Raw genomic sequence first — 25,643 nt, 5'->3', positions numbered from 1 at the left:
GACGGTGTTAAATGCGTATTAAGCCGATAGGTGATTGCGAATCAAATCAATCATATAAGGCTGATAGTACTCTGGGATATCGTGCGCCATGCCTTCGATTAAATGAAACTTAGCATTGGGAATGGTCTTAGCGACCACGCGTCCTTGTGAAGGCGGCAATAGCCCATCTGCACTGCCATGTAGGACGATAGTTGGTGCTTTGACTTGCTTGCTAAACCGGCTAATAGAGCCAGAGGCCAAGATCGCATTGAGCTGTTGTACGGTGCCAAGCGGATGGAAATTGCGCTGATAACGTAACTTGGCAATTTCACGCACCATACGGACGTTGACGTGTCCTGGCGTACCGACTGTTTTCATAAACCAGACGCTATGGCGCACAATATCGCGCTCAGAATGACTCTCAGGGCGATTGATAAGCGTGTATAACTGCTTAGGCTTGGGTGGCTTTAAAAAAGCCCGATTGGTGGTGGTAAACATCAAGGCCATACGTTGTACTAAACTTGGATAGCGTGCCGCCACGATTTGAGCAATCATACCGCCCATAGAAGCACCCAGCAGATGTGTCTTACCCAGCTGCAACGCCTTAATCAAACGTGCGGTATCTTCTGCCATATCGGTCAAATTATAAGCAACCTGTGTACTCTTATTAGACAATCCTGTTTGCAAACGCATCATCATTTTTAACTGACTGATACGCGGTAGGCCGTCAATCTGTACTTTGGAAGACAAGCCAATATCGCGATTGTCAAAACGAATCACAAAAAATCCTGCATCAATAAGGCGCTTGATAAAATTATTTGGCCAAAATATCATCTGCGAGCCAAGTCCCATAATCATCAGCAGTGGGGGATGATTGGGATTACCGCCTGCCTCAACGCACAATTCAATGCCATCACCGATATTTATCATCGCTTGATGGAGGTGTTCGCTAAGGTCTGATTCGCGCCATTGGTGTTGCCCAAATCGTTGCCAGTCAGGAGTAGGGTATACCCCAGTATCTCCAGAGGTTTTAAGCAATGCCGCATTATTGATATTATTGGATTTTGTCATGAAGTGTCCTAATTAGAGAGTTGTCTACTAAATCTCAAGCATCTCAAAATCAAGCTTGCCAACACCGCACTCTGGGCAAATCCAGTCTTCTGGGATGTCTTCCCACTTGGTGCCAGGCGCAATCCCTTCTTCAGGACAGCCAAGCGCTTCATCATATATCCAGCCACAGACGATACATTCATAACGTTTCATAAATAGTCCTATCGATCATTACCAGTGTTACAGGGTGTTTTTAGAGCGTCTACTGAGCATTACCGCTCATATTTGGACGGTAAAAACGCCCGTAGTTTAGCATATAACCGTTGTTTTGATAGTTAAGTTTACACTTGTATGTTGAGATGACTCAGCTTTTATCAAGTCCATGATTGGCATTTTATTGATTCAGGCGATTGTATGATTGTTCGTCTCGCCGCTATATTACACCAAATTATGTTATAGTAATCGCCACTAATTTCACGGTGATGTCTGTCATTTATCACCGTCACTTATTACCATCTAAGCCATCTAAGCCATCTAAGCCATATGAGATAAGGGTTATTATGAGCGTTAATGCTGCCGCTACATCTGCTAATACCGAAATTGATCTGTCTAATATACTCAATACTGACCACCCGTTTTGGCAGGTTATCCGCACAGTACCAGACTTTCCAAAAGTCGGCATTGATTTTTATGATATCACCCCGTTACTGCGCAGTCATATTAATGCGGTCATTGATGCAATGCTTGCAACCTTGCCAGAAGGGCTCATGGATGAAGTGGACTGCTTGGGTGCTGTAGAGGCGCGTGGCTTTGTGTTTGCAAGCTTGCTGGCAGGTCGCTTGGGTAAAGGCATGATTTTGCTGCGTAAGCCGGGTAAGTTGCCACCGCCTGTTGCCAACAAAGCCTATGCGCTAGAATATGGTAAAGACACGCTTGAGATGCAAAATAACTTGCCACCTGAGCGGGTATTGTTGGTCGATGATATTTTGGCGACGGGCGGTACACTAACCACTGCTTATGAGCTGTGCCAGTCAGCGGATCATACGGTCGTCGGTGCTTTGGTACTGCTGGATTTGGTTGAGTTGCATGGTGAATTCCCCGTTCCTGTTTATACGGTATTAAAAGCTTAGAGAAATGGTTTTTAGCATAATAAAAAAGCGCGCTGAATAGTTCAGCGCGCTTTTTTGGTATCAATGTATTTTATTTGGTGTTTTATTGGTCTTGTTGATAACGCTCACAAGTTTGCTCTACTACTTTGCGACCGATTGTTTTTGGCATCGTAACCTTAAAATCCTTGGTGGTCAATATGGGCTTGTCGGATTGCCAAGATTTGATGACCTTGTTGTCAGTGCCATAATTGACATAGGCTCTTTTATAGTAACTGGCATCTTTGCAAGATATCAATAACTGCTGATCGCTATGATGAATATAGCTTTCTTTTTTGTCCTTTTTGCCTTTTTTATCCGTCTGTTGTAACTGCGGTGGATAGGTTCTGCGAATGGATACCGAAATGTTTTCGACGTTATGCTCGTCTATGATATTGATGTCAGAGCTTTCAATAGAGTCTGAATCTAAGGTGAAAATCGAACCAGAATCAGTCTCAGATATCTCTACCCAGCTGACTGCATGTGCACTAATCGCTAGCGCACTACCTGCTAATACCACTGATAGCCGTCTCATAATCAAGCCTTGCTTCTTGTTATTTGAAGTGGGTTATAATAACGAACTTACTATTAGCAGGCAAATTTCTTTTATTGGACAGTGTTTGACCATCCATTATCGCAACGATTAATTGCGCATCGCTGCCAATGCCTGAGCAAGCTCATCACGCGCATCGATAAAGCCATCAATACCCTTAGGTAATAAATCTTGAGTGACGGTATCTTTTTGATAAGCTTGACTAAATTCTTCATGCGTCAAACTCACTCGGGTCATATCATCTAACGCCATCGACATACTTGGTGACAGCTGACGAGGGACTTCTATATCCATCGCTGCCAACTCATCAATGAGGTTGGGGGCAATGGTCAACAGATCACAGCCTGCTAATGCCAATATCTGCTCAGTAGAGCGGAAGCTTGCGCCCATTACTTGCGTATTGTAGCCATGCTGTTTGAAATATTGATAAATAAGCTTGACCGACTGCACGCCCATGTCATCAGAGACTGGTACGTTCTGACGGTTTTGCTGGCGTTTTTGCCAATCCAAAATGCGTCCAACAAAAGGTGATATCAGGGTCACGCCAGCATCGGCACAGGCAATCGCTTGATGTTGTCCGAAAAGTAGCGTTAGATTACAGTGAATACCTTGGGTTTCCAGATAACGTGCGGCTTCGATACCTTGCCACGTCGCGGCCATCTTAATCAATACCCGCTCTGAGTCGATACCTGCTTGTTGATAAGCTTCCATGAAGTTGAGCGCTTTATCGATAGTCGCTTGGGTGTCATAAGACAAACGCGCATCGACTTCAGTTGAGACGCGACCCTCAATCAACGATAAAATATCGCAGCCAATTTTTATGGTTAACGCATCAATTACCGCATCGATGTCATCGCGATGTCGACTCATGGTTTCTGAGAGCATGGCTTGATTGTCAGAGTGAATGAGCGCCTTGGTAATGAGACTGGGGTTGGTGGTCGCATCGACAGGTTTTAGGCGGGCAATAGCGCTAAGGTCGCCAGTATCAGCGACAATGGTGGTCATGGTGCGAAGCTGTTGTAATGCGCTCATCAGGTATCCTTGTGTGAATCAATTGACATGGTTATGTTCTAAAGACTGGGTCTGTTGTTAAACGTGTTTATATTTTTAAACATGCTTATGAAAGGTGCTTTTGACCATTAGTTTTGAACTGTAACATAGTTTTGAGGCGGTGTTCTCTCATAGTTGTGCCGCCTATCGCTGCCATATCAGATAACTGTGCTAATATTTATAGCCGTTAGCCAGTTTACACGCATTTACGAATGGGCACTGAGCGTAGTTTTTGCTATAGTAGAGCCGGTCGTGTCCTTGTCTGCTGTATTGGCTGATGAATCCAAGAATCGTGTAGGCGAGTAGGACATGATATTTTTGATAAACTGTTTTATTGAACAGTGACTAGTAATATGGTCAGAGCTAATCTCAAATAAGCTTAAGTATAGATAAAACCAAGTATAGATAAACCTAAAAGTCACACCAAACAGTTATAAAACTCAGCAATAATATTAGAAAAAGGATGGGCGGTAATGAGTGAGCAGTCACCAGAGCAAAAAATGGACAATCTAAATCAAACTAGCGTAAGCGACCACTCAAACGAAAAAGAGTTTTTAGATCAGCTGCGTCATAGTATTGATAGCGTAGACTGCGAAATCCAGACATTGATTAATAACCGTGCCAAACTGGCTCAGCAAGTGGCGACGGTCAAAAAAGAACACATCGCAAAAAGTCCTACTGCTGAAAAAACCAATCCTATTTTTTATCGCCCAGAACGTGAAGCGCAAGTCCTAAAAGCGGTCATGGCGCGTAATACTGGTCCAATCGCTGACGAAAAAATGGCGCGATTGTTTCGTGAAATTATGTCGGTATGCTTAGATCTAGAAGCACCGCAACGTATTGCCTTTTTGGGTCCAGTGGGTACTTTTACTCACGCCGCTGCCCTCAAGCATTTTGGTAAAGCCGCTGATACCGTGCCAATGACCACCATCACTGATGTGTTCCGTGAAGTCGAAGCGGGTACAGCGATGTACGGCGTCGTACCGGTTGAAAACTCTTCAGAAGGCGTGGTCAATCACACGTTAGACGGTTTCTTGTCTTCTACCTTAAAAATAATTGGGGAAGTTGAGTTACCGATTCATCAGAATTTCTTGGTTGCAGAGCATACCAAGCTTGACGGTCTCAGTCGTATTTATTCGCATCAGCAATCGCTTGCCCAGTGCCGTCATTGGCTCGATGTTAATTATCCCAATGTGGAGCGCGTTGCCGTATCTAGCAATGGTGAAGCTGCACGTCGACTCAAGAATGAATGGCATTCGGCTGCGATTGCAGGGGATGTCGCTGCCGCAGAGTATGATTTGCATAAACTTTACTCAAATATTGAAGACAATCCAAGCAACACCACACGATTTCTTATCATCGGTCACGAAGCGATCGCGCCATCAGGACAAGATAAGACCTCTATCGTCGTCTCAGCACATGACAAAGCGGGTGCGCTTATCGAAATCTTAAAACCATTGTCTTATCATGGCGTGTCGATGACCAGTATCGAGACGCGTCCTGAACGTCCTAATAAGTGGGCATACGTGTTCTTTATTGATATGGATGGTCATGTTAATGATCCAAATGTTAGCGCAGCCATTAATGATATTCGCCCATTGGTAAAAGATTTACGTGTACTGGGCTCATATCCCAAAGCGGTACTGTAAGCGTTTTAAAAGCTAGACCATTTATAGCAGATAGCTGTCATAAGCTCTTGTTATTATTAATAATAGATGGTTCATTACATCTAAGGATACAACATGCAGACAACGCCATTGACCGAATCAAGCTTATTACCACTCGTGCCAGCGTACGACAGTATCTTAGAGCTGGCTCCTTATCAAACGGGCAAGCCGATTGAAGAGTTGACTCGCGAGTACGGCATCTCAGATGTGGTGAAGCTTGCTAGCAACGAGAATCCAATGGGCTGCTCACCACGAGTGACGTTGGCAGTGACAGAGCAGCTCGGTCAGCTGGCACGTTATCCTGATGGCAATGGTTATTATCTAAAGCAAGCACTGGCTGACTTCAATGATGTCAATATCGATCAGATTACGTTGGGCAATGGCTCTGACGATTTGCTCGATATCTTGGCGCGTAGTTTTGTGGGTGCCAATGATGCTATCGTTTATAGTCAGTATGCCTTTGTGGTCTATTCGATGCTGGCAAAAATGCAAGGTGCTACAGATATCGAAGTGCCCGCCCATCGATTCGGTCATGATTTAAAGGCCATGAGTCAAGCGGTTCAAGACAACCCTAACACTAAGATTGTCTTTATTGCCAATCCTAACAACCCAACTGGGACACAGCTTGAGCATAAAGAGCTGCGCCAGTTTGTTGCCAGTGTGCCAAGCTCGGTATTGGTGGTATTGGATGAAGCCTATATCGAGTACAGCCCTGAAAGTAATAATAGGGCGCTCATAGATGAGTTTGACAATGTGATCATCGTCCGTACTTTCTCTAAGGCTTATGGACTAGCAGGTCTGCGGGTTGGCTATGCGTTAAGCTCGGTAGCAGTGGCGGATTTATTAAACCGTATTCGTCAGCCATTCAACGTCAGTCGTATTGGGTTGGCGGCAGCAGCGGCGGCACTTGCTGATCAAGATTTTATCGAAAAAACTCGTCTGATGAATGATGAGCAAATGCGCTGGTTAGAGAAGCAGTTCGACGCATTAGGGTTGGGTTTTATTAAGTCACATGCCAACTTTATAATGGTAGAGATGGATGATGAAGATGCGCTATTGATCAATCAAGCGTTGCTCGAGCAAGGGGTCATCGTACGGCCACTGGTAGGTTACGGCTTACCCACTTGGTTGCGCATCACGGTAGGCGTCGCAGAAGATAACATGCGCTTGATTGATACCTTGCGTTCTATCTTGACCGATGATTAAGCGCATCAATAGATGTTTTTTTAGTCAAGTTAATGATCTTCATTAGCCATTAAATTTTATAACGCTAAGATTGGCTTTACCCAAACTTATCCTAGTGTGTTCAACGAGAAAAGCCGTGAGTAGTCAGAAAAAAAATAAAATTCAACCGTCTCCAAATATTCAGCTACCTATGTTTAGACAAGTTTGTGTGATTGGGCTTGGTCTTATTGGCGCCAGTTTTGCGCAAGCCATTAAAGACAGTGGCTTAAGTGAGCGTTTGGTAGCGGCCGATAGGCATGTACCCAGTATTACTGAAGCCATTGAGCATGGTTTGTTAGATGCTGGTAGTGCTAACTTACAAGACGTCGTTGGTGGCAGTGATTTAATTATCATTGCAGTTCCAGTACAGGCCGTCGAAGCAGTATTTCTTGACATTAAACAGGCAATGGATGACGGACAGCTTGCCACTGATTGCATCATGACGGATGTCTGTAGTACTAAGGTCAATATCATTGATGCTGCTAAAGCGGTGTTCGGCTCGCTGCCGATAGGACTAGTACCCGCGCATCCGATTGCTGGGGCTGAAAATTCAGGGTATCATGCTCGCCGCGCCAATTTATTTGTCAATCATAGCGTGATTATCTGTGAGCTACCTACCACAAGCAATGTAGCCATCACCAAGCTGCGGCTACTATGGGAAGCGGTGGGCGCAAATGTTATATCGATGGACGCTAATCACCATGATCGCATATTGGCGCACACCAGTCATTTGCCGCACTTGCTTGCCTTTAATTTGGTTGAGCAGTTGGCAAGCCATGATGATAATTTAGATATGTTTCGTTATGCAGCAGGTGGCTTTCGTGATTTTACGCGTATCGCCGCCAGCGACCCTAAAATGTGGCACGATATATTTTTTGCCAATCAAAGCGCCATTGTGAGCGCCCTTGATGAGTATGGTGTCTACTTACAGACTATGCGCCAGCTTATCATTGATAAAGATTCAACCGCCCTGATGGGACTTTTGGGCCGCGCGCAAGCCGCACGGCGACATTTTGGCCATATGTTAGCCAGCACCCCTTATACGGATACTTCTGCCATGTCAGCTTCTTATATTATTACGCCTAGCAATACTGTCTCTGGCACCATTGCCATCCCTGGTGACAAATCCATCTCGCATCGCAGCATCATGCTTGGCAGTCTTGCCACAGGCGTGACGAATGTTACAGGATTTTTGGAAGGGGAGGATGCGCTTGCCACGTTGCAGGCATTTCGTGATATGGGTGTGAGCATTGAAGGCCCTGATAAAGGAAGATTAACCATTCATGGTGTTGGTATGAATGGCTTAAAGCCAAGCAAAACACCTTTATATATGGGCAATTCAGGCACCAGCATGCGCCTGCTGTCGGGGATCTTGGCGGCACAATCATTTGATAGTGTGTTGACGGGTGATACGAGCTTAAATAAACGCCCGATGGAGCGTGTGGCAGCGCCGCTACGCGATATGGGTGCTGTGATTCAAAGTACAGGTCATAGTGGCACGGCACCGCTCAGTATCACTGGTCGTGATACGGTCGGTAAGCCACTCCAAGGCGTTGAATATGATATGCCAGTCGCGTCTGCACAGGTGAAGTCTTGCTTGCTGTTAGCAGGTCTATGGGCAGAGGGTACGACAACGGTCACTCAGCCTGAAGTCAGCCGTGACCATACCGAGCGTATGCTATCCGCCTTTGGTTATCCGGTGACCGTTGATGGCAATCGTATCAGTGTCACAGGTGGTGGTCAGCTAACTGGTGGTGATATCGCTGTGCCTGCTGACATATCCTCTGCGGCCTTCTTTATGGTAGCCGCTGCTATCAGTCAAGGTAGTGAGCTGACCTTGACGCAAGTGGGTATCAACCCGACACGTACGGGTATTATTGATATCTTAAAGCTCATGCAAGCAGATATTAGCTTGAGTAATGAGACGCATGTGGGCGGCGAGCCAGTCGCTGACATTACGATTCGTGGTTCAAACTTGGTCGGTATTGAGATACCAGAGCATCTCGTACCGCTAGCGATTGATGAATTCCCTGTATTGTTCATTGCTGCCAGCTGTGCGCAAGGTCGTACGGTATTAACTGGTGCTAAAGAGTTGCGCGTTAAAGAATCTGATCGTATTGCAGTGATGGCAGAAGGGCTACATACGCTCGGCATCGACTGTACCGTTACGGATGATGGACTAATCATCGAAGGTCAAGGTATTGGAAGTGAGAATGGTGATGTCAATAATAGCCAGCCTGTATTCGGTGGCGGTCACATTACGTCTCACCATGACCATCGTATTGCCATGAGTTTTTCTGTTGCCAGTCTGCGTGCCTCCAAGCAAATCACCATCGAAGGGGTTGAGACGGTCAATACCAGCTTCCCAGGATTTGCTGAACTTGCCAATCAAATTGGTATGTCTATCCAAGTGGATGCTGGCGCTGAATAAATCATTGAGTGCTGATTAATATTCTTCTATGATTTGCACTGTAAAATATAAACAGATGGTGGCCAGCTGATCAAATAGCCACATTAGCCTAAAAACTTCATCTAACATCGTTAGCAATGTACTCATGTCACTATTGGCATGAGTACATTGCTTTTTAATTTATAATCTCACTGTAGTAACCCTGCGTTCTCGCCACTAAATCGATAATAATACTCAGAATTAGGTGAGGGCGCGCTTTGCTCTAAAAAGTTGTCCTATATTATGACTACCCAAAATGTCATCAAAAAACCCGTTGCCCCGATAACCACAACCAGACGCGGCATTATCACTGCGCTTATTGCGTTTTTTATCTGGGGCGGATTTCCGTTATACTTCAAACAATTATCCGATTATGATGCGACTGAGATCATTGGTCATCGCATCATATGGACATTCCTATGTCTATTGATTGTGCTAGTAGTCACTAAGCGCTGGCAATGGATTGAAACACTCAAACAAAACCCAAGATGGATAGCGCTGTCATTGATATCTGGTTTGATTATCGCAACCAACTGGCTGACCTATGTATGGGCGGTCAATCATGACCGTATTCTTGAGGCCAGTTTGGGATACTTTATCGGGCCATTGGTAGGTGTTGCGCTATCGATGATTCTATTTAAAGAGCGCTTACGACCTTTGCAGTGGGTGGCTATTGGATTTGCACTCTTGTCTGTCGTGATCCAAGTGGTGATGATTGGCAGTCTGCCGTGGATATCATTGATTTTGGCATTTAGCTTTAGTACTTATGGCACTATTCAACGGCAAACCCCGTTGACAGCTGTCGATGCGATGTTTGTCGAAACAGCGATGCTAGTACCTTTATGTCTTTGGTGGTTTTGGCAGTCCGATGTGGTCAGTCATCAGCTGAGCTTTTGGTTTAGTTCAAACATTTGGCTACTTATGATCGCAGGGCCGATTACTTTGATACCGTTATTGTTGTTTAATAAATCTACCAAGCTCGTCGCTTATAGTATTCTAAGCTTTATGAACTATTTAACGCCGACCTTTATTTTCTTCTTGGCAGTGTTTTATTATAACGAGCCATTTGATTTAAAACGCTTGGCAGTCTTTGGCTTGATTTGGCTAGGTTTGCTGTTATTCAGCATTGACTTATGGCGTCATCGTCCAAGTAAAGTGTTAAAAGCCGCGCGTCTGCGTGAAGAGGCTTTGAAGCAAGTTAAATAAAGTTTGAATTGAATCTCTGAATTAAAAATGTAGCAAACAAGGATGGAAGCATGTTTCATACTGAATCTGATGTGGTATTTGTAAAAGGTTTAAAAGTCGAAGCCGTCATCGGTGTTTACGCGTGGGAGCGGGCGATCACGCAGCCGCTGCTGATTGATATTGCGCTTGAAACCGATATTCGCCGTGCTGCTGTATCAGATGATGTCAATGATGCACTAAATTATAAAGCGGTCTGCGATGATGTCAGCGCGTGGTGCAAAGAGATTCAAGCAAAACTGCTTGAGCATTTGGCTGGGCAAATTTCTGATAAGCTGCTTGCAAAATACGCTTGTCATAAAATAACGTTAAGCGTTGCCAAGCCTACTGCCATGAGGCAAGCAGATGCAGTTGGCGTTCAAATCACGCGCTATGCGTCAGCATCAACCAACGAGCTAGCTATTAAAGAAGCTGCCAAAGAAGCTAATAATAGCCAAGCCGATGATGTATAACACATCGATGCATTTGAATTTAGCAATGCTAACACAATGTGCACCTGAGACTTTGCAGGCGCAGCCCGTGGTGGAGATAATAGTAGCGCTGGGTAGTAACTATCAAGCCGAAAAATACCTGCCACTTGCTCTAAATTGTTTGGCAACGCTAGGTCAGATACGGCTATCTACTGCTTTTCAAAACCCTGATTTCACCGCAACCTTAGAACAACCAAAACCTGATTACACCAATCAATGTGTACATCTCATACTAGCAACACCGATGAGTCTGCAGCAACTACAGCAAACCTTTAAAAACCTTGAAGGAGATTGTAATAGATGTCGACAGACTGATTCGAACCAAGTACGGCGAGTGACAATGGATATTGATATTTTGCTAGTCAAGTTGGCTGAAGAAGAAAATAGCCTAAGCAATAAATCGATATCTAAATCAACGTCTAATTGGATTGTAATGGCAGATCGCTATCCATTTAAAGCACATGAGGCGGCAGGGATTGAAGAGCTTGCAGTGACTAGTGTTTGAAGCGGCTGAGATGCTATTCACGTATGAGACCTGCTTGCCAATGTAAAATGACTGGCGCTTTTGAGATATGTCGCTTCTTTTTTCCACTGTAGTAGTCGCTTTGGTTTTTTGGTTGTTCAATGCCTACTTATGCATCATCAAACATGCCCTAATATAGGTGGTTCCATTATGGCAGTCTATTTTAGGTGGTCTGTTAATAGGTTTGGAGGTCTGTTTGACTGGTTCCCTTGGGGTATACCTATGGCAAACCAATCAGGTGCTTTCACTTAAGGAAAATAATTCGACAGTTTGCCTAGCTTTAATAAGCTTTGGCTAAATATTCAAAGCAAAACTCAATAGCACGCGTTTACCAGACTGAATTCGTGAAACACTGTGCTCATACTTATCGGGACGAAACAAATAAACTCTGTCAAACAGATTTATAATGCAGTTTGAACACCTGAACACACCACCAGCTTTAGGCTGAATTAAGATAAAGTTTAATTTGTAATAACGGCCTTTTTGCACGGGGTCACAGTGCTTCATAACGCTGTGGTTAGTAGGGTAGGTGACATAATTAATTGAAAAAATTCTACTACTGAAAATTGCTTTGTTGGTTACCCTTTCGGTCATATCTAATCCATTATTTTACGTGTATTAAACGTCGCTTAACGCATCTCAAGCTAACTGTATTGGTTGTAACTTAGTTAAATACTAGCGCGAATAATGTAATGAAATGTTCTATTTAATTTGAATTTTCGACAATGAATACTTGATAGGCAAGCGAATCAGCAACTTATGGATAATTACATTAGTTTTGCCACAAAGAGATTATGAACTGCCCCAAACATATTGGAGAGTAGCTCTTTTAAAAGGTAATGGCAATTTGGGTATACCCTATAGAAAATTATATAACTAACGTTATTTCAGAAAAATCGATAGGGAAATAAAATTGATATCCTTAGAATAAAAGAACGACATGTTTTTCCTATGATCAAATTCTGTGGTCAATTAATTTCGTACAATTTAGGAGGATAGACGAAGGAATGCTAATTATATAGCCACTACCTTCTGCTTTTTAGCATGAATTTTATCCATTACGCCAAAATATCTCAAAATAAAAGCTGGGCAATATAAATGCCCAGCCTACATCATATCAGTTAATACAACTTTAGCGCCTTTCTTGATGTATGACGCGCATGAACACACGCCCGTACCTTTTATGTTTTCAGCTACTGTCTCAGCTATTTTTTCTCATCATTAATATCATCTACATCAGCACGATCAATCACATCTAAATCTTCTAAGCACAGTTTATCGTATTGTTTTTTGCAAAAATCAGGATCGATCTGGCACATTGCTGATTGTAATTGGTCTAGGCGGTTTTCTGATTGCTGAATATGTTCGAGCATTTTAGCAAAGGCTTCAGCGACAGGGTCTTGTGAAGAAGGGTCGATACCATAAGCTTGAAAGGCTGTGGCACGTGCGGCACTGGTTGTATTGCTTTCAATATTGTCTTGATTTATTTGAGCCGCTTTTTCTTGTTGTTTGGCATCTTGCACTTTGGTCGCAATAGGATTGCCTTTTTCATCATGATAGTCTGAAATCATACGAGCCGCACTACCGACCATCGTGGCGTTTGCTGGTACGGGTTTGACGACCACGGCATTGGAGCCAATTTTAGCATTTTTGCCAACAGTAAATGGCCCCAATACTTTTGCCCCAGCACCGACCGTTACGCCATCTTCTAGGGTCGGGTGACGCTTGCCGTTATTTTGTGAGACGCCGCCGAGGGTAACGCCATGATAAAGCGTGACATCATTGCCGATTTCTGCCGTTTCACCAATGACCACACCAACGCCATGATCAATAAAAAAGCGCTTACCGATTTTGGCAGCCGGATGGATTTCAATACCGGTAATAATACGCGAGCCGTAAGAAATAACGCGAGCTGCCAGCTTTTGGTCATGTTGCCACAGATAATGCGCACCGCGATGCAAAATAAGTGCATGGATGCCAGGGTAAGTCAGTAATACTTCTACGCTATTACGCGCTGCAGGATCACGGGTAAATACCGCATCAATATCTTCTGTTAGGTCTTTTTTGATGCTGGCAAGAGATTTGAACAGTTTGGCTGGCAATGACATAGAGCGTCCTATCTATTCGTCGGTAGAGTGTCGTTGCTAAAACAGCGATGCCTCTAATCGGTGGTCGTAAAGTTCGGATAATAAGGAATACATGTTTTCGCTAAGCTTCTGTAAGTTATAACAGCTTTATACTGCAAAATATAGTAAAAAGCTGTCAAATGAAGGCGAGCTGATAAACAATAACAATGACTTGTTTTAGTCTTTTGAGAGCTTGGCAATCAACGCGCTCAATAGTTGATACTCTTTTTGATCAAGCTGTAAACGCGAGCCAAGTCTAGACAGTCGTGAGGGTAACGATTTTAAATGCTCGCTATTTGCTAGATCACGGTGCACCATCAGGTCAGTGGTACGCTGAGTAAGCTGTTGCAACTGCTGCTGAGTAATAGCAGGCTCATCCCATTGCTGACGTAAATGCACATCAAGCGTTGGCTGAGCAGTAGCACTCAAATTATTATCTAAATCATCTGCTGTCTGAATGTGCGTTTGGGCATAAGCAAAAATAAAGCTGGCAATCACTTGGACGGCTGAGGCGACATTTAAAACAGGATAAGCAGGATTGGCATCGATTTGGATATGATAATCAGCACAAGCCAACTCTTCGTTGGTTAGACCACGATCTTCACGTCCAAACAAGATAGCGATGTTTGATTTACCGTTGCTATGAGCGCTTTGGTTATCGTCGGTATGGTTGCTTGTAGTAAAAGCAGATTGTTTATCAAGAAAATCGAACATGATTTTGGCGGCTTGCGTGGGTGTCACCACAGGGCGCGGCAAGTGACGGCTGCGACTGCTGGCAGCGAATACCAACTGACAGTCTCCAATAGCAGACTCTAGTGTGGGCGCTATCAAAGCTGATGACAGTACCTCACTGCCGCCTGCTGAATGAGAAACGCTGGTTTCATCGATTGGCAGCTTGGGATCTACAACGGTTAAACGCGACAGACCCATAGTATGCATTGCCCGTGCTGCCGAGCCAATATTGGCAGGCAAAGTCGTATTGACCATAACCACTTGTAGGCAATCAAGGTAGTCATTTACTGTATGGGCGGATGCTACTGCTCGTGCAGAGTCGTTACTCATTATTGTCCCAATCTCTGATTAATTTCTTGTTCAGCACGGTGTAATGCAATGGCAATCTCTTCAATAAGCACAGCTTGCTCACCGACACGGCGTTCACGGCAGCGCTCTTGTAATTGACAGCTCAAATTTATCAGTTGAGTGGTACCTAAGTTAGCACTAGCTCCTTTTAGAGCGTGAGCTATCTCAAAGCCAGCGACATCATCGTTTTGTTGTTGAGCCGTTCGCAAGTTTGTGATGCGCTGTTTACTATCAGTGATATAAACCTGTATCAAGTCGGCAAAATCTTCTTCTAACAAGTCACGCATGTCTTCGAACTGTTCGTGATTGATAATCTCTTCGTCAATTTGTCCAATCATATTATTATTTGTGGTTTTGTCCATGGTTACTGTCCAATTTTTAAAAGTTAAAGCAATAAGATTACTATAATGAAGTTTCGAAAAGTAAGGTACGTCTTAGCTGTAATGGAAATGTAAGTTGTCTTCGCTTAGCATGTTCTTTAACTGCTGCAAATTATCATCGTTAGGGTAGACGCGCCAATGTTCGGATAGCCCCACATTAGCGATGCCAAATTCCTCATAAATGCTCAGTCCCAGTGGCAGACAATTATCATTAATGGAGGCGTCGGTATTGCTCAAAGCATTATTGGCATAACTTTGACCAGCATGGTTTTGATGGATACCGTTCTGAAGCACATCTTGGTTCATGTCATTTTCTAGCGCCAATAAATCATTGCCATTTTCATCAAACAGACTTCCGCCCATTGCAGCATCGTAACCACTATTGCCATTGAAGCTGCCACTTTGCTCGTCTTGCTCGTTGTCATAAGACATTTTTGGTGCTGGAATAATACTGGCTTGTGCAGACTTAAGTAACGGTTGCAGACGTGTCAGCAAATTAATATCGCTACCATGAATCTTAATACTGATCTTCTTCATCCATCTTAAACGGGCATCTACCATACTCATCGCATTATCAAGGCGCGCAAACAGGCGTCCATCACGCTCACGGATGCTACCTTTAATGATGACGACTTCATCGATTTTCAACTGTTCTTTGACACGATTAAAGCGCTCTGCATAGCAGCTGACTTCCAGTCTTGAGGTTCCATCATCTAAGATAATTACATTACGATTGCCAAAGTTGGCGATATCGATAATTAAGCCTGCAAAATAGCAGCTGCCGTTATAGCCGGTATCCGTTAGCTTGTCGAGACGTGCACCTGAGGTATAGCGTTTAATTTCCTCTAAGTATTCATTGATTGGGTGTCCAGTTAAGTACAATCCTAACGTGTTCTTTTCCGCTTTTAGGCGGTGCTTGTCACCCCAGATCAGCTCTGGGGTCATCACCAACGGCGGCGCCGCGACGACACCATCCATTTCACCAAACAAATCCATCATACCGATTTCACGATTTTGACGGTCTTGCTCGGCGGCTTGCACGGCGCTTGGCAACTGACTCATTAACGCACCGCGAATCTCGTAAGCTTCATCGGCTGGCAAGTCAGGTCGCAAAGTTGCCGCGAAATCATCAAAACAGCCAGCGTTTATCAGTCCTTCAAGGGTGCGCTTGTTGACCTTTTTGATGTCGACGCGGCGGCAAAAGTCATACAAGTCTTTGAATGGGCCTTCACGTCTTCGTGCATCAACGATAGATTCAACCGCACCTTCGCCAACGCCTTTAATAGCCCCCAAACCATAAATGATATTGGTCGGGGTATCAGCGACGAAATGCCATTCACTGCGATTCACCGATGGATTAACGACGGTTAACTCAAAGTTTTCACGGCAGTCATTGATAAAGAACACGACGTTATCGGTGTTGTTCATATCTGAGGTCAATACCGCCGCCATAAATTCGGCAGGATAGTACTGTTTTAGATACGCGGTCTGATAAGCAAGCACGCCATATGCCGCAGAATGCGAGCGGTTGAAACCATAACCGGCGAACTTTTCCATCAAGTCAAACACGCCGCCTGATGTGACTTCATCAATACCTTGTGCGGTGGCACCAGTAATGAAAATATCGCGCTGTTTGGCCATCTCTTCAGGTTTCTTTTTACCCATGGCGCGGCGTAACATATCTGCACCGCCCAAGCTATAGCCTGCCATCACCTGTGAGATTTGCATGACCTGTTCTTGATAGACAATAACGCCATTGGTGTTTTCTAAAATTGGCTCAAGGTTGGGATGGTCATAAATGACTTCCTCACGACCATGCTTACGGTCGATATACATCTCTACCATGCCTGCATCGAGCGGACCCGGACGATAGAGCGCACACATGGCGATCACATCTTCGATGTTGGTCGGTTGTAATTTCGCCAGATACTTTTTCATACCCATACTTTCTAACTGAAAGACAGCAGTGGTCTTGGCATCTTGCAAGAGCTTGTAGGCTTTAGCATCATCTAACGGCAGGTCTTCTAACACCAACGCATCTTTGCCTTCTTTTGCACGGCGCAGGTTGATATTTCTGACAGCAGCATCAATCACGGTCAAGTTACGTAGACCCAAAAAGTCAAACTTTACCAGCCCAACGGCTTCAACGTCATCTTTATCAAATTGGCTGACGCGGTGACCTTCATCATCACAATAAATGGCGCTAAAATCCGTGATTCTGTGCGGTGCAATCAATACGCCGCCGGCATGTTTACCCACGTTCCGGCAAATACCTTCAAGCTTGATAGCCATCTCCCATACTTCGATGGCATCTTCATAATCCATATTATCAGGATTGGAAATTAAGTCTTTCAGCTGCGGCTCTTGCTCAAGCGCTTGACTGAGTGTGATCCCCGGTGTTTTGGGAATAAGTTTAGACATTTTACTGGCAAGAAAGTAGGATTTACTTTGCGCGCGTGCCACATCTCGTACCACTGCTTTTGCCGCCATAGTACCAAAAGTGATAATCTGCGAAACCGCTTCACGCCCATAAGTTTGCGCGACATAATCAATAACGCGGTCACGACCTTCAATACAAAAGTCAATATCGAAATCGGGCATTGAGACACGTTCAGGATTTAAGAAGCGCTCAAATAGTAGATCGTAATGGATAGGGTCAAGGTCGGTAATATTTAACGCATAAGCGACCAAGGATCCTGCACCAGAACCACGACCGGGTCCAACGGGTACACCATTGGCTTTTGCCCAACGGATAAAGTCCATTACGATCAGGAAGTAACCGGGGAAGCCCATCGATAAGATAACTTCCAGCTCGTATTCTAAGCGTTCATCATACTTTTGGCGGAAGTCGCTCCAATGTTCAGTACGCTCGGCGACAGGGAAGAGCTTATCTAATCGATTATTAAGGCCACGTACTGACTCCGCGCGGAAAAACGTTTCAATCGTCTCATCTTCAGGCACAGGAAAGTCGGGCAGGACATTAATACCCAGCGTCAAGGTCACATTACAGCGAGTTGCTAAGCGTAAGGTGTTATCAATCACCTGCGGAATATCAGCAAACAATTGCGCCATCTGCGCTTGGGTTTTTAGGTACTGTGCATCGGAATAAGTTTGCGGACGATTTTGGTCAGCAAGCACGTAGGAGCCTGCGATACAGACACGTGCTTCGTGGGCATCAAAATCATCTTGCTTTAAGAAGCGCACGTCATTATGCGCAATAATAGGGATATTGTGCTTAGCACCTGAGTGAATAGCCGCCTGAATAAAAGTGTCTTCGCCTGAGCGATTGGTGCGCTTGATGGCAAAATATAAGCGATTACCAAACTTTGCTTGCCACTCTGTCAGCAGCTCGTCGGCTTTTTCTGGCATGGAGCCGACCAATGCCTGACCCACATCTGACTTTTCGGTGAGGAGCACGATCACGCCAGCGGCATGCTCTAAGATATGACTACGCTTAACGACCGGCACCCCATGATTGGCATCGTCGGCGCGCCCTTCGGTAAAGCCGAGCGAGACGATACGAGTGATGTTTTGATAGCCCTCGTTGTCCATTGCGAGCAGGGTGAGCCGTGTGTCTTCATTTTCCATGATGACTTCGCTGCCGATAATTGGCTTGATACCAGCACCTAGGCAGGCACGATAGAACTTTACCGTGGCATATAGGTTGGACAAATCAGTTAATGCGAGCGCGCGCTGATTATCAGCCGCAGCGGCTTTCACTAGCGGCTTGATGCGCACGATAGAATCGGTAATCGAATATTCGCTGTGAATGCCAAGGTGTACAAATGCCATAGAGGACTCTTACTAGTACGATCAAAGGGGAATTAGCTACTAAGAAAATAAATTTATTATTATCAATGCTTTATGTTGACTTTTGGAAGAGAATAAGACGTCGATAGCCATATTTATTCATTTTAGATTTAGCTGTTAATAATAGCATTGTTTGGCACAGACAACCACTGATTCAGGGGTATCAAATTGAATTGAGTGTTTTTGACAATGGGTTTCATTATACAAAAAACCCTTCTATATCATGGTGATATAGAAGGGTTTTTTGTATAAGATAGCACTGATAGTTTAATTAACGCTTATCATATTTATCACTATAGGCTATCCAGAAGTCTGCGTTTTCAACGCCTGCTTTTCTAGGGTCAAAGACCGGATCGAGTCCCAGCTTCATTTGCTCGTCGTAGTCTTTTAGCACTTTTAGCGCCGTTTTACTGAGTAATACGATGGCGATGAAGTTAAGGTAACACATACTGCCAAAACCAATATCACCTAGCGCCCACATTACGCCAACAGACTGCATGCTACCGGTAAAGCAAACTATTAAGAATATTATTTTTAATAAGGGTTTTAAAACAGGGTAGCGCAATTTACTGTCTAAATATACTAGCGTGGTCTCAGCAATATAGTAATAAGCAATCAAGCAGGTAAAGGCAAACAAGAAGATGGCGATAGCGACAAAGCCATTTCCATATTGGCTAAACACCGTCGAGACAGCGGCTTGGGTAAATGCCGTACCCGCTTCGATACCTGGCATATTTTCGACCAGAGTCAAGCCCTCTTCTGGAATTACGTTGTACATGCCTGTCGATAAAATCATTAGGGCGGTTGCAGTACAGACGAGCACAGTGTCAATGTAGATAGAGAAACTTTGCACTAAACCTTGCTTGGCAGGATGAGAAACCTCTGCAGCAGCGGAGCTGAAAGTGGCTTCGCCTGCACCAGCAACGTTAGAGAATACCGCACGGCGAACACCCCAAGATATGGCTAGACCGACGATACCGCCAAACACAGCATCCATACCAAACGCACTTTTGAAAATAAGAGCGAACATAGCAGGTAGGTTTGAGGCATTGAAGGCTAAGACGATAACCATCATCAAGATGTAACCAATGGCCATGAAAGGCACAACTTTACCAGCAAAACTGGCGATTCGTTTCACACCACCAAAGATAATAACAGCTAGCATAGCGACGATAATTAACCCTGTCACAGCAGGTGAGATGTTAAAGGCGGTATCGAAAGAATCAGCGATGGTATTGGCTTGTACGCCGGGCACCAAAACGCCATAAGAAAGACAAGTCACCGTAGCTACTAAAATAGCAAAGGGTTTCATCTTGAGTCCGCGCTCGATATAAAAGGGTGAGCCGCCGCGGTATTGATCATCAACCGTATGCTTATAAACCTGTGCAAGGGTAGACTCAATAAAAGCACTGGCACCACCCAGCAGTCCCATGACGATCATCCAAAAAACGGCACCAGGACCACCCGCTGCGATAGCGGTGGCTACCCCTGCAATATTACCAACACCAATGCGACCTGATAACGCCATACAAAAGGCTTGAAATGAGCTAATGCCTTGGGTTGAGGTTTGTTTGTCAAACAACAGCCTAACCATCTCTTTGAGATAGCGAAACTGGACACCGCGAGTCATCACGGTAAAATAAATGCCGACACCGAGTGCCAAATAAACTAACGCATCGCTCCATATATAGCCGACGATGGTATTAATAATCGCTTCCATGGCCTTACTTCCCTGTAAATATGTGACTAAAGGCTTAAATCATTTAAGCTGTTGTTTTAATCGATGACTGTGCTGACTGAATACGTTTGTTAATTGACCAGCCAAATGGTTTTGGTCTGTGCGTATTGTGCTAAGGCTTCTAAACCATTGTCACGACCGCCAAACCCTGATTGCTTATAGCCGCCAAATGGCGTGGTGATATCACCTTCTGAAAAACCATTAATAGAGACCGTGCCTGCTTTGATGGACGATGCCACACGATAAGCGCGCTTGATGTTCTGTGTATAAAAAGAAGCGGCGAGTCCATAGTTGGTTTCATTGGCTAATTTGATGGCTTCTTCTTCCGTCTCAAAGCTTGTCACCGCAAGCAAGGGTCCAAAGACTTCTTCTTTAAACAAAGTCATATCGGCTGTAACATCATCAAAAATAGTCGGCTCGATATACCAGCCACTGCCTAAATCTTCACGAATGTTGCCACCTGCAACGATCGTTGCACCTTCCTCTTTAGCAATTCGCAGATAATGACAAACCTTGTCAAAATGCGCTTTTTCAATCATAGGACCAGTAGCCGTGTCGACATCGTAAGGTGAGCCGACTTTCCAACCTTTCAGACCGTTTTTTAGTTGCTCAAGTAACGCTCGTTTTTGACTGCTGTGGACTAATAAGCGTGAGCCGCAGCTACAGTTTTCACTCATATTCCAAAACGCGGCCGATAAGATATCGTTAATCGCAGCATCATCGAGTACGGCATCGTCAAAGACGATTTGTGGGCTTTTACCACCGCATTCTAAGACGATTTCTTTTAGATTGCTTTGGGCTGAGTATTGTAAAAATAGCCGTCCGACCTCAGTCGAGCCAGTGAAAGATACCATGTCAACATCCATATGTTGACCAAGCGCCGCGCCGACATTTTCACCAAGACCGCAGACCATTTGCAGCGCTTCTCTGGGCACGCCCGCTTCATAGGCAAGCTCAGTTAAACGGTAGGCAGATAAAGAGGTCAGCTCAGCGGGTTTGACAATAACGGAGTTACCCATAATAAGAGCAGGGGCGACTTTCCAAGCGTACATTTGGGCTGGGAAGTTCCAAGGTAATACCGCACCAACGACACCAATGGGCTCTTGCACGATAAGTCCTAAAGCTGTGCTACCTGTCGGCGCGATTTTGCCAAATACCTTGTCCGCTGCTTCGGCATACCATTCAAAAGTCTCAATAGTCGCTGGCATGTCAGTGTTTAAGCATTCGGTAATTGGTTTGCCCGCATCCACACAATCTAATGCTGCCAGCTCCTCGACGTGCTCATGCATGAGTGCACACCAGCGCTGCATAATAGCCTTGCGCTCAGCAGGAGCCAGACGACGCCATTCACCGTTTTCAAAAGCATCGCGAGCGACTTGCACGGCAGTATCGACATCATCGTTAGTACCTGAGGCAATCTGCCCGATAATACTGTTATCAATCGGCGTGTAATTGTCTAAAGTCGCTTCTGATAAGCCATCCGCTGCTATCAAGTGACCCGCCCATAATTGCTGTTGTTTTGCTTTCTCAAATACTTGCTCTTTAGTGGCTTGTTCTTTAGTGCTCATTTTTCTAATCCTTGTCTGCTAAATTTGATGCCATCGATTCGAGATTTGAATACGGCATCAAATTTAGCGTGGGTTATACTTAACATTGTTTTTACTAAGCTGAGGTGAGTGCTATTTAGATAGTAAGGCTAAAAACTCTGCTTTTTCATCTTTTGGCATATCAGTTAGAGGCACGCGAACTGAACCAACATCCATGCTGCCGTTTAAACATCCCGCTTTGGCTTTTTGGTTGTAGTTGCCAGACTCCATAGAATGAATAGCAGGATAAATCTCACTCATGATTTGCTTGGCTTTATCCCAGTCCCCTTGCTGAGTGGCATTAAATAATGAAACTTGCTCTGCTGGGAAAACGTTGGCTGCGCCTGCAATCCAGCTTTTTGCACCCCAAAAGAAGAAATCAACGGGCTGATCATCACAGCCACAAACCACCTCAAAGTCATCAAAATTAGCTTGCAGCATGCGTAGCGCATGACTAAAGTCGCCGCTACTTTCTTTTACGCCGACGATATTAGGGTGTTTAGCTAGATGAGCGACGGTGTCAAATTCAATGGCAACGCCAACACGATCAGGGAAATTGTACATAATAATCGGCAGCTCACTAGCATCCGCAACTTTTTCAAAATGCGCGATAATGCCATCTTGCTCAGGTAAGCTATAAGGGGTGGCAGACAGCATAAGGCCGTCATAACCTAGTGCTTTGGCTTGTGCGGCAAGCTCAATAGAGTGGTCAGTCGATAAGCTGTTGATACCAGCAATCAGAGTGACTTTATTCTCAGCGCCTTTATTTTTTGCGGCTTCAGCGATAGTGGTTAATACGAGCTCGCGCTCTGCCGCCGAAAACGTATAGTACTCACCTGTAGTACCGCAAGCAACGATACCAGCTACGCCTTTTTCAATAAAAGCTTCGACCAGTGTCGTTAATTTTTGCGCATCAACGTTACCGTTATTGTCGAAAGGGGTGACGATTGGGACTAAAATTCCATTTATGTTCATGAGACTATCCTTATTGGGGTTGATATCGTTAGTGGTTTAATGGGTAATGATTCAATGATGAATCGGTTGATTTTTGCTTGGTTCATAAATTTTTAATAAGCTGCTTATTTAAAGCGGGCAAGTTGATACGGTTTTGGATCAATCGTATGGTCTTCATCAAAATAATACTCGGCAATCATTTGCGCACTAACGACAGCTTGCGTTAACCCTAAATGCTGATGACCAAAGCTTAAAAATACACGCTCGATTTTGTCGATGACTGGTAAGGAGTCTGCGGTCGATGGACGAAACCCCATCCATGACACGCTATCGCTAGCATCTAACGGCGCTTTTAACATAGGCTGCGCTTGTTGTAATAGCATATGTGCACGCTGCATATTGGCAGGCGCGTCAAGTCCTGCGTACTCCACCGTACCCGCCAAACGTAGGCCGTCTTGCATCGGGGTCATGACAAAGCGTCGATCCAAACTCGATACGGGAATCTGTAAGCGCGCGCTTTCATGCGGTAGCATTAAGTGATAACCACGTTCGGTATCCAAAGGGATGTTGACGCCCGTTAATTGCTTGGCCAAGGCTTTAGAGTGGGCGCCTGCTGCTAGCAGCACTTTGGACGCTGTCATGTCACCTTGACTGGTGGTCAAATGAATACCATCTGCATCATTGGTCGCTGCAAGGACGCTACAATGTTCAATGACATGACCACCCAATTGTCTAAAGGTATCGTGAAGCTGATTGATAACGGCTTTTAAATTGGTGATATGTCCTGTATTTGGGAAAAATAATGCCGCTAATTGGTTGTCTTGTAAGGCAGGCTCACGCTCTAATAAATCCTCTTTGCTCAGCAGCTCATTGCTCACATCAATGTCATTGAGACGCTTACCATGTGCTTTTAGTAGCTCAAGACTACTAGGCTTTTCAACCGTTAATAACGAACCTTTTACTTGTATCCAATCGCCCAATTGCCACTGATCAGCAAAGCCTTGCCACGCTTGCAGGCTGTTTTGATTTAAGCTTAACAACGCTTGATGAATCCGCTCAAATGGCTCAGGGCGCATATTCATTAGCAACTGCATCGCCCAAGGCATCAAGCGTGGCAGATAGCGCCAGTCTATGCGTAGCGGTCCAGTCGGATTCAATAGCATGGCGGGTACATGACGGAGCATGCTCGCATCAGCAATGGGGAATACTTGCTCGGTAGCGATATGACCGGCGTTACCTAATGATGCGCCTTGACCCACTTCATTGGTGTCCAGCAGTGCGACTTTTACGCCTCGCGCTTGCAACGTCACCGCAGCCGCTAAACCGATAATGCCGCCTCCAATGATATGTAAGTCGAAGTTTGAGGTAGTCATAATTTTTCTCGATTACGTTCTTCTGATTAAGCGCTCTTGATAGTGTTTACGCGTTTATCAATAAATATGTCACTTCATAAGTTAAGCCACTTAATAAGTTAAGCCACTTCATAAATCAGGTCATTTCATAAATAATGCTACGACCTCGTTAAGACGGGATGCCCCATTTAAAAGGATCGTCTTCTTGCACAATGAGTGTGGTCTCGGCACAAACATAAGCATGACCACGAATCGTTGGGATAATGGTCTGTGCAGGATAAGCCGTACCAGCTGCATTATTGAGCTTAGTACTAAGATCGGTATTCAACTCAGTATTAAGCTCAGTTGCATGCTGATAACTGCCAGTGAATACGCTGCCGACTATGCCCTGTTGCTGCCAAAGTTGTTCAGGTGCTAGACGGTTGTCAGCCGCTAAGCAGGCAAGCTTGGCACTAGTACCGGTACCACAAGGGGAGCGATCGTAAGCTGAACCGGGACACAAAACGAAGTTTTTACTATCGACTTGGTCATCATCGCTATCGGCAAATAACTCAATATGGTCAATCTCGCCGCCGTTGTCGCCAGTGATGTTAGCAGCGACCAGTGCTTGCTTAATTTGCATGGTTACTTGAGTAAGCTGTTTAACATTGCTGGCTTGAAGGTCTTGTCCATGCTCACTCACTAAAAAAAACCAGTTGCCACCCCAAGCGATATCACCGCGGATAAGCCCTAACTCAGGAACGTGAACTTCGACTTGTTTTTTATAACGATAGGAGGGGACGTTTTGTACACTACAGCTGCCATCATCATGTAAGGTTGCTTTAACCAGACCGACAGGAGTCTCTAGCCAGTGCACGCCTGCCGATATCTTTCGTTGATAAGCCAATGAGACGATAACGCCAATCGTGCCGTGTCCGCACATGCCTAAATAACCAGCATTGTTAAAGAAAATAACGCTCGCTGTGGCTTTAGGATTGGTAGCAGGGAAGAGTAACGCACCGACAAGAACATCATTACCGCGTGGCTCTAAGATGATACTTTGGCGTAGATGATCGAAGTTTTGTTTGAAGTATTGCAGCTTATCTTGAAGAGTGTCGCCGACGAGTTCAGGGAAGCCGTCATAGACCATACGAGTGGGCTCACCGCCCGTATGCGAGTCAATAATTTTAAAATTAAATAATGTAGAAGACATGACCGACGCCCTAATTCATCCGTGAAAAAGTTACATTCCGTTTTTTATGTATAAGACCTAATGGTTTTAATTT

Annotated in this window: 20 protein-coding genes; 7 read left to right on the top strand and 13 right to left on the bottom strand. The window is 44.7% G+C overall.

Translation table 11 applies throughout. The features are described from left to right. Positions 1-18: 18 nt before the first annotated feature. Positions 19-1,050 carry an alpha/beta fold hydrolase gene (locus J5X94_RS05920; RefSeq protein ID WP_210540602.1) on the bottom strand — a complete coding sequence of 344 codons (1,032 nt, stop codon included), beginning with the start codon at positions 1,048-1,050 and terminating at the stop codon, positions 19-21. Positions 1,051-1,077: 27 nt separating this feature from the next. Further along, a complete protein-coding gene (locus J5X94_RS05915) occupies positions 1,078-1,242 on the bottom strand; it encodes a rubredoxin (protein WP_010201990.1) in 165 nt (54 codons plus the stop codon). Between the two features lie 347 nt (positions 1,243-1,589). Here J5X94_RS05915 and J5X94_RS05910 point away from each other — a divergent pair, with 347 nt between their 5' ends. Continuing rightward, entirely contained in the window at positions 1,590-2,159 is a 570-nt protein-coding gene (locus tag J5X94_RS05910) for an adenine phosphoribosyltransferase (RefSeq protein ID WP_210540601.1), read from the top strand. Positions 2,160-2,241: 82 nt separating this feature from the next. Here J5X94_RS05910 and J5X94_RS05905 read toward each other — a convergent pair whose 3' ends face one another. Together J5X94_RS05905 and J5X94_RS05900 are read right to left on the bottom strand one after the other, a co-directional pair. Then, entirely contained in the window at positions 2,242-2,709 is a 468-nt protein-coding gene (locus J5X94_RS05905; RefSeq protein ID WP_189585060.1) for a hypothetical protein, read from the bottom strand. 108 nt (positions 2,710-2,817) lie between these two features. Further along, positions 2,818-3,759 (bottom strand): transaldolase, encoded by a 942-nt coding sequence (locus tag J5X94_RS05900; RefSeq protein WP_210540600.1) that lies wholly within the window; start codon positions 3,757-3,759, stop codon positions 2,818-2,820. Positions 3,760-4,250: 491 nt separating this feature from the next. Between J5X94_RS05900 and pheA the strand changes: the two genes are divergently transcribed. From pheA to J5X94_RS05870, 6 genes are all read left to right on the top strand, one after another. Next, complete coding sequence (gene pheA, locus J5X94_RS05895) at positions 4,251-5,426, top strand: prephenate dehydratase (protein WP_201588433.1); 1,176 nt, start codon at positions 4,251-4,253, stop codon at positions 5,424-5,426. A 93-nt stretch (positions 5,427-5,519) separates the two neighbouring features. Beyond that, positions 5,520-6,650, top strand: coding sequence for a histidinol-phosphate transaminase (gene hisC / locus J5X94_RS05890; RefSeq protein WP_210540599.1), 1,131 nt, complete (start codon positions 5,520-5,522; stop codon positions 6,648-6,650). A gap of 169 nt (positions 6,651-6,819) precedes the next feature. Beyond that, the gene (locus J5X94_RS05885) at positions 6,820-9,099 is read left to right on the top strand and encodes a bifunctional prephenate dehydrogenase/3-phosphoshikimate 1-carboxyvinyltransferase (protein ID WP_210540819.1); all 2,280 of its coding nucleotides are present in this window, start codon (positions 6,820-6,822) and stop codon (positions 9,097-9,099) included. 261 nt (positions 9,100-9,360) lie between these two features. Beyond that, positions 9,361-10,323 (top strand): EamA family transporter RarD, encoded by a 963-nt coding sequence (gene rarD / locus J5X94_RS05880; protein ID WP_210540598.1) that lies wholly within the window; start codon positions 9,361-9,363, stop codon positions 10,321-10,323. A gap of 50 nt (positions 10,324-10,373) precedes the next feature. Continuing rightward, positions 10,374-10,811, top strand: coding sequence for a dihydroneopterin aldolase (gene folB, locus J5X94_RS05875; RefSeq protein WP_210540597.1), 438 nt, complete (start codon positions 10,374-10,376; stop codon positions 10,809-10,811). Continuing rightward, positions 10,801-11,334 carry a 2-amino-4-hydroxy-6-hydroxymethyldihydropteridine diphosphokinase gene (locus tag J5X94_RS05870; protein WP_228293177.1) on the top strand — a complete coding sequence of 178 codons (534 nt, stop codon included), beginning with the start codon at positions 10,801-10,803 and terminating at the stop codon, positions 11,332-11,334. Before folB ends, J5X94_RS05870 begins: the two co-directional genes overlap by 11 nt. Before the next feature lie 1,223 nt (positions 11,335-12,557). Here J5X94_RS05870 and cysE read toward each other — a convergent pair. From cysE to J5X94_RS05825, 9 genes are all read right to left on the bottom strand, one after another. Further along, positions 12,558-13,460, bottom strand: a complete 903-nt coding sequence (cysE, locus tag J5X94_RS05865; protein ID WP_210540596.1) for a serine O-acetyltransferase — start codon at positions 13,458-13,460, stop codon at positions 12,558-12,560. Positions 13,461-13,655: 195 nt separating this feature from the next. Beyond that, positions 13,656-14,540: an RNA methyltransferase gene (locus tag J5X94_RS05860; protein ID WP_210540595.1), complete on the bottom strand. Its 885-nt coding sequence runs from the start codon at positions 14,538-14,540 to the stop codon at positions 13,656-13,658. Further along, positions 14,540-14,920, bottom strand: a complete 381-nt coding sequence (locus tag J5X94_RS05855) for an Hpt domain-containing protein (protein WP_210540594.1) — start codon at positions 14,918-14,920, stop codon at positions 14,540-14,542. Before J5X94_RS05855 ends, J5X94_RS05860 begins: the two co-directional genes overlap by 1 nt. Positions 14,921-14,992: 72 nt before the next feature. Beyond that, complete coding sequence (gene dnaE, locus J5X94_RS05850) at positions 14,993-18,730, bottom strand: DNA polymerase III subunit alpha (protein ID WP_210540593.1); 3,738 nt, start codon at positions 18,728-18,730, stop codon at positions 14,993-14,995. A 289-nt stretch (positions 18,731-19,019) separates the two neighbouring features. Continuing rightward, the gene (locus J5X94_RS05845) at positions 19,020-20,468 is read right to left on the bottom strand and encodes an alanine/glycine:cation symporter family protein (RefSeq protein WP_210540592.1); all 1,449 of its coding nucleotides are present in this window, start codon (positions 20,466-20,468) and stop codon (positions 19,020-19,022) included. Positions 20,469-20,557: 89 nt separating this feature from the next. After that, positions 20,558-22,054 (bottom strand): aldehyde dehydrogenase, encoded by a 1,497-nt coding sequence (locus tag J5X94_RS05840; protein ID WP_210540591.1) that lies wholly within the window; start codon positions 22,052-22,054, stop codon positions 20,558-20,560. Positions 22,055-22,165: 111 nt separating this feature from the next. Further along, complete coding sequence (gene dapA / locus J5X94_RS05835; protein WP_210540590.1) at positions 22,166-23,047, bottom strand: 4-hydroxy-tetrahydrodipicolinate synthase; 882 nt, start codon at positions 23,045-23,047, stop codon at positions 22,166-22,168. A 104-nt stretch (positions 23,048-23,151) separates the two neighbouring features. Continuing rightward, positions 23,152-24,399: an NAD(P)/FAD-dependent oxidoreductase gene (locus J5X94_RS05830; RefSeq protein WP_210540589.1), complete on the bottom strand. Its 1,248-nt coding sequence runs from the start codon at positions 24,397-24,399 to the stop codon at positions 23,152-23,154. 148 nt (positions 24,400-24,547) lie between these two features. Beyond that, positions 24,548-25,570, bottom strand: coding sequence for a proline racemase family protein (locus tag J5X94_RS05825; RefSeq protein ID WP_210540588.1), 1,023 nt, complete (start codon positions 25,568-25,570; stop codon positions 24,548-24,550). Positions 25,571-25,643: the final 73 nt, after the last annotated feature.

Origin of the sequence: Psychrobacter sp. K31L, from assembly GCF_017942195.1 — a bacterium.
In the GTDB taxonomy this organism is placed as follows: Bacteria; Pseudomonadota; Gammaproteobacteria; order Pseudomonadales; family Moraxellaceae; genus Psychrobacter; species Psychrobacter glaciei.
The sequence above is the reverse complement of the archived record's forward strand: the minus strand, read 5'-3'. Positions and strand labels throughout refer to the sequence as shown.

Bases quoted from the DNA above. Each gene is read 5' to 3' on its own strand.
- J5X94_RS05920 (WP_210540602.1), bottom strand. From the start codon at position 1,050: ATGACAAAATCCAATAATATCAATAATGCGGCATTGCTTAAAACCTCT.
- dapA (WP_210540590.1), bottom strand. From the start codon at position 23,047: ATGAACATAAATGGAATTTTAGTCCCAATCGTCACCCCTTTCGACAAT.
- dnaE (WP_210540593.1), bottom strand. From the start codon at position 18,730: ATGGCATTTGTACACCTTGGCATTCACAGCGAATATTCGATTACCGAT.
- J5X94_RS05840 (WP_210540591.1), bottom strand. From the start codon at position 22,054: ATGAGCACTAAAGAACAAGCCACTAAAGAGCAAGTATTTGAGAAAGCA.
- J5X94_RS05900 (WP_210540600.1), bottom strand. From the start codon at position 3,759: ATGAGCGCATTACAACAGCTTCGCACCATGACCACCATTGTCGCTGAT.
- J5X94_RS05860 (WP_210540595.1), bottom strand. From the start codon at position 14,540: ATGAGTAACGACTCTGCACGAGCAGTAGCATCCGCCCATACAGTAAAT.
- J5X94_RS05845 (WP_210540592.1), bottom strand. From the start codon at position 20,468: ATGGAAGCGATTATTAATACCATCGTCGGCTATATATGGAGCGATGCG.
- J5X94_RS05905 (WP_189585060.1), bottom strand. From the start codon at position 2,709: ATGAGACGGCTATCAGTGGTATTAGCAGGTAGTGCGCTAGCGATTAGT.
- J5X94_RS05915 (WP_010201990.1), bottom strand. From the start codon at position 1,242: ATGAAACGTTATGAATGTATCGTCTGTGGCTGGATATATGATGAAGCG.
- J5X94_RS05885 (WP_210540819.1), top strand. From the start codon at position 6,820: ATGTTTAGACAAGTTTGTGTGATTGGGCTTGGTCTTATTGGCGCCAGT.
- hisC (WP_210540599.1), top strand. From the start codon at position 5,520: ATGCAGACAACGCCATTGACCGAATCAAGCTTATTACCACTCGTGCCA.
- J5X94_RS05830 (WP_210540589.1), bottom strand. From the start codon at position 24,399: ATGACTACCTCAAACTTCGACTTACATATCATTGGAGGCGGCATTATC.
- cysE (WP_210540596.1), bottom strand. From the start codon at position 13,460: ATGTCATTGCCAGCCAAACTGTTCAAATCTCTTGCCAGCATCAAAAAA.
- rarD (WP_210540598.1), top strand. From the start codon at position 9,361: ATGACTACCCAAAATGTCATCAAAAAACCCGTTGCCCCGATAACCACA.
- J5X94_RS05855 (WP_210540594.1), bottom strand. From the start codon at position 14,920: ATGGACAAAACCACAAATAATAATATGATTGGACAAATTGACGAAGAG.
- J5X94_RS05825 (WP_210540588.1), bottom strand. From the start codon at position 25,570: ATGTCTTCTACATTATTTAATTTTAAAATTATTGACTCGCATACGGGC.
- folB (WP_210540597.1), top strand. From the start codon at position 10,374: ATGTTTCATACTGAATCTGATGTGGTATTTGTAAAAGGTTTAAAAGTC.
- pheA (WP_201588433.1), top strand. From the start codon at position 4,251: ATGAGTGAGCAGTCACCAGAGCAAAAAATGGACAATCTAAATCAAACT.
- J5X94_RS05910 (WP_210540601.1), top strand. From the start codon at position 1,590: ATGAGCGTTAATGCTGCCGCTACATCTGCTAATACCGAAATTGATCTG.
- J5X94_RS05870 (WP_228293177.1), top strand. From the start codon at position 10,801: ATGATGTATAACACATCGATGCATTTGAATTTAGCAATGCTAACACAA.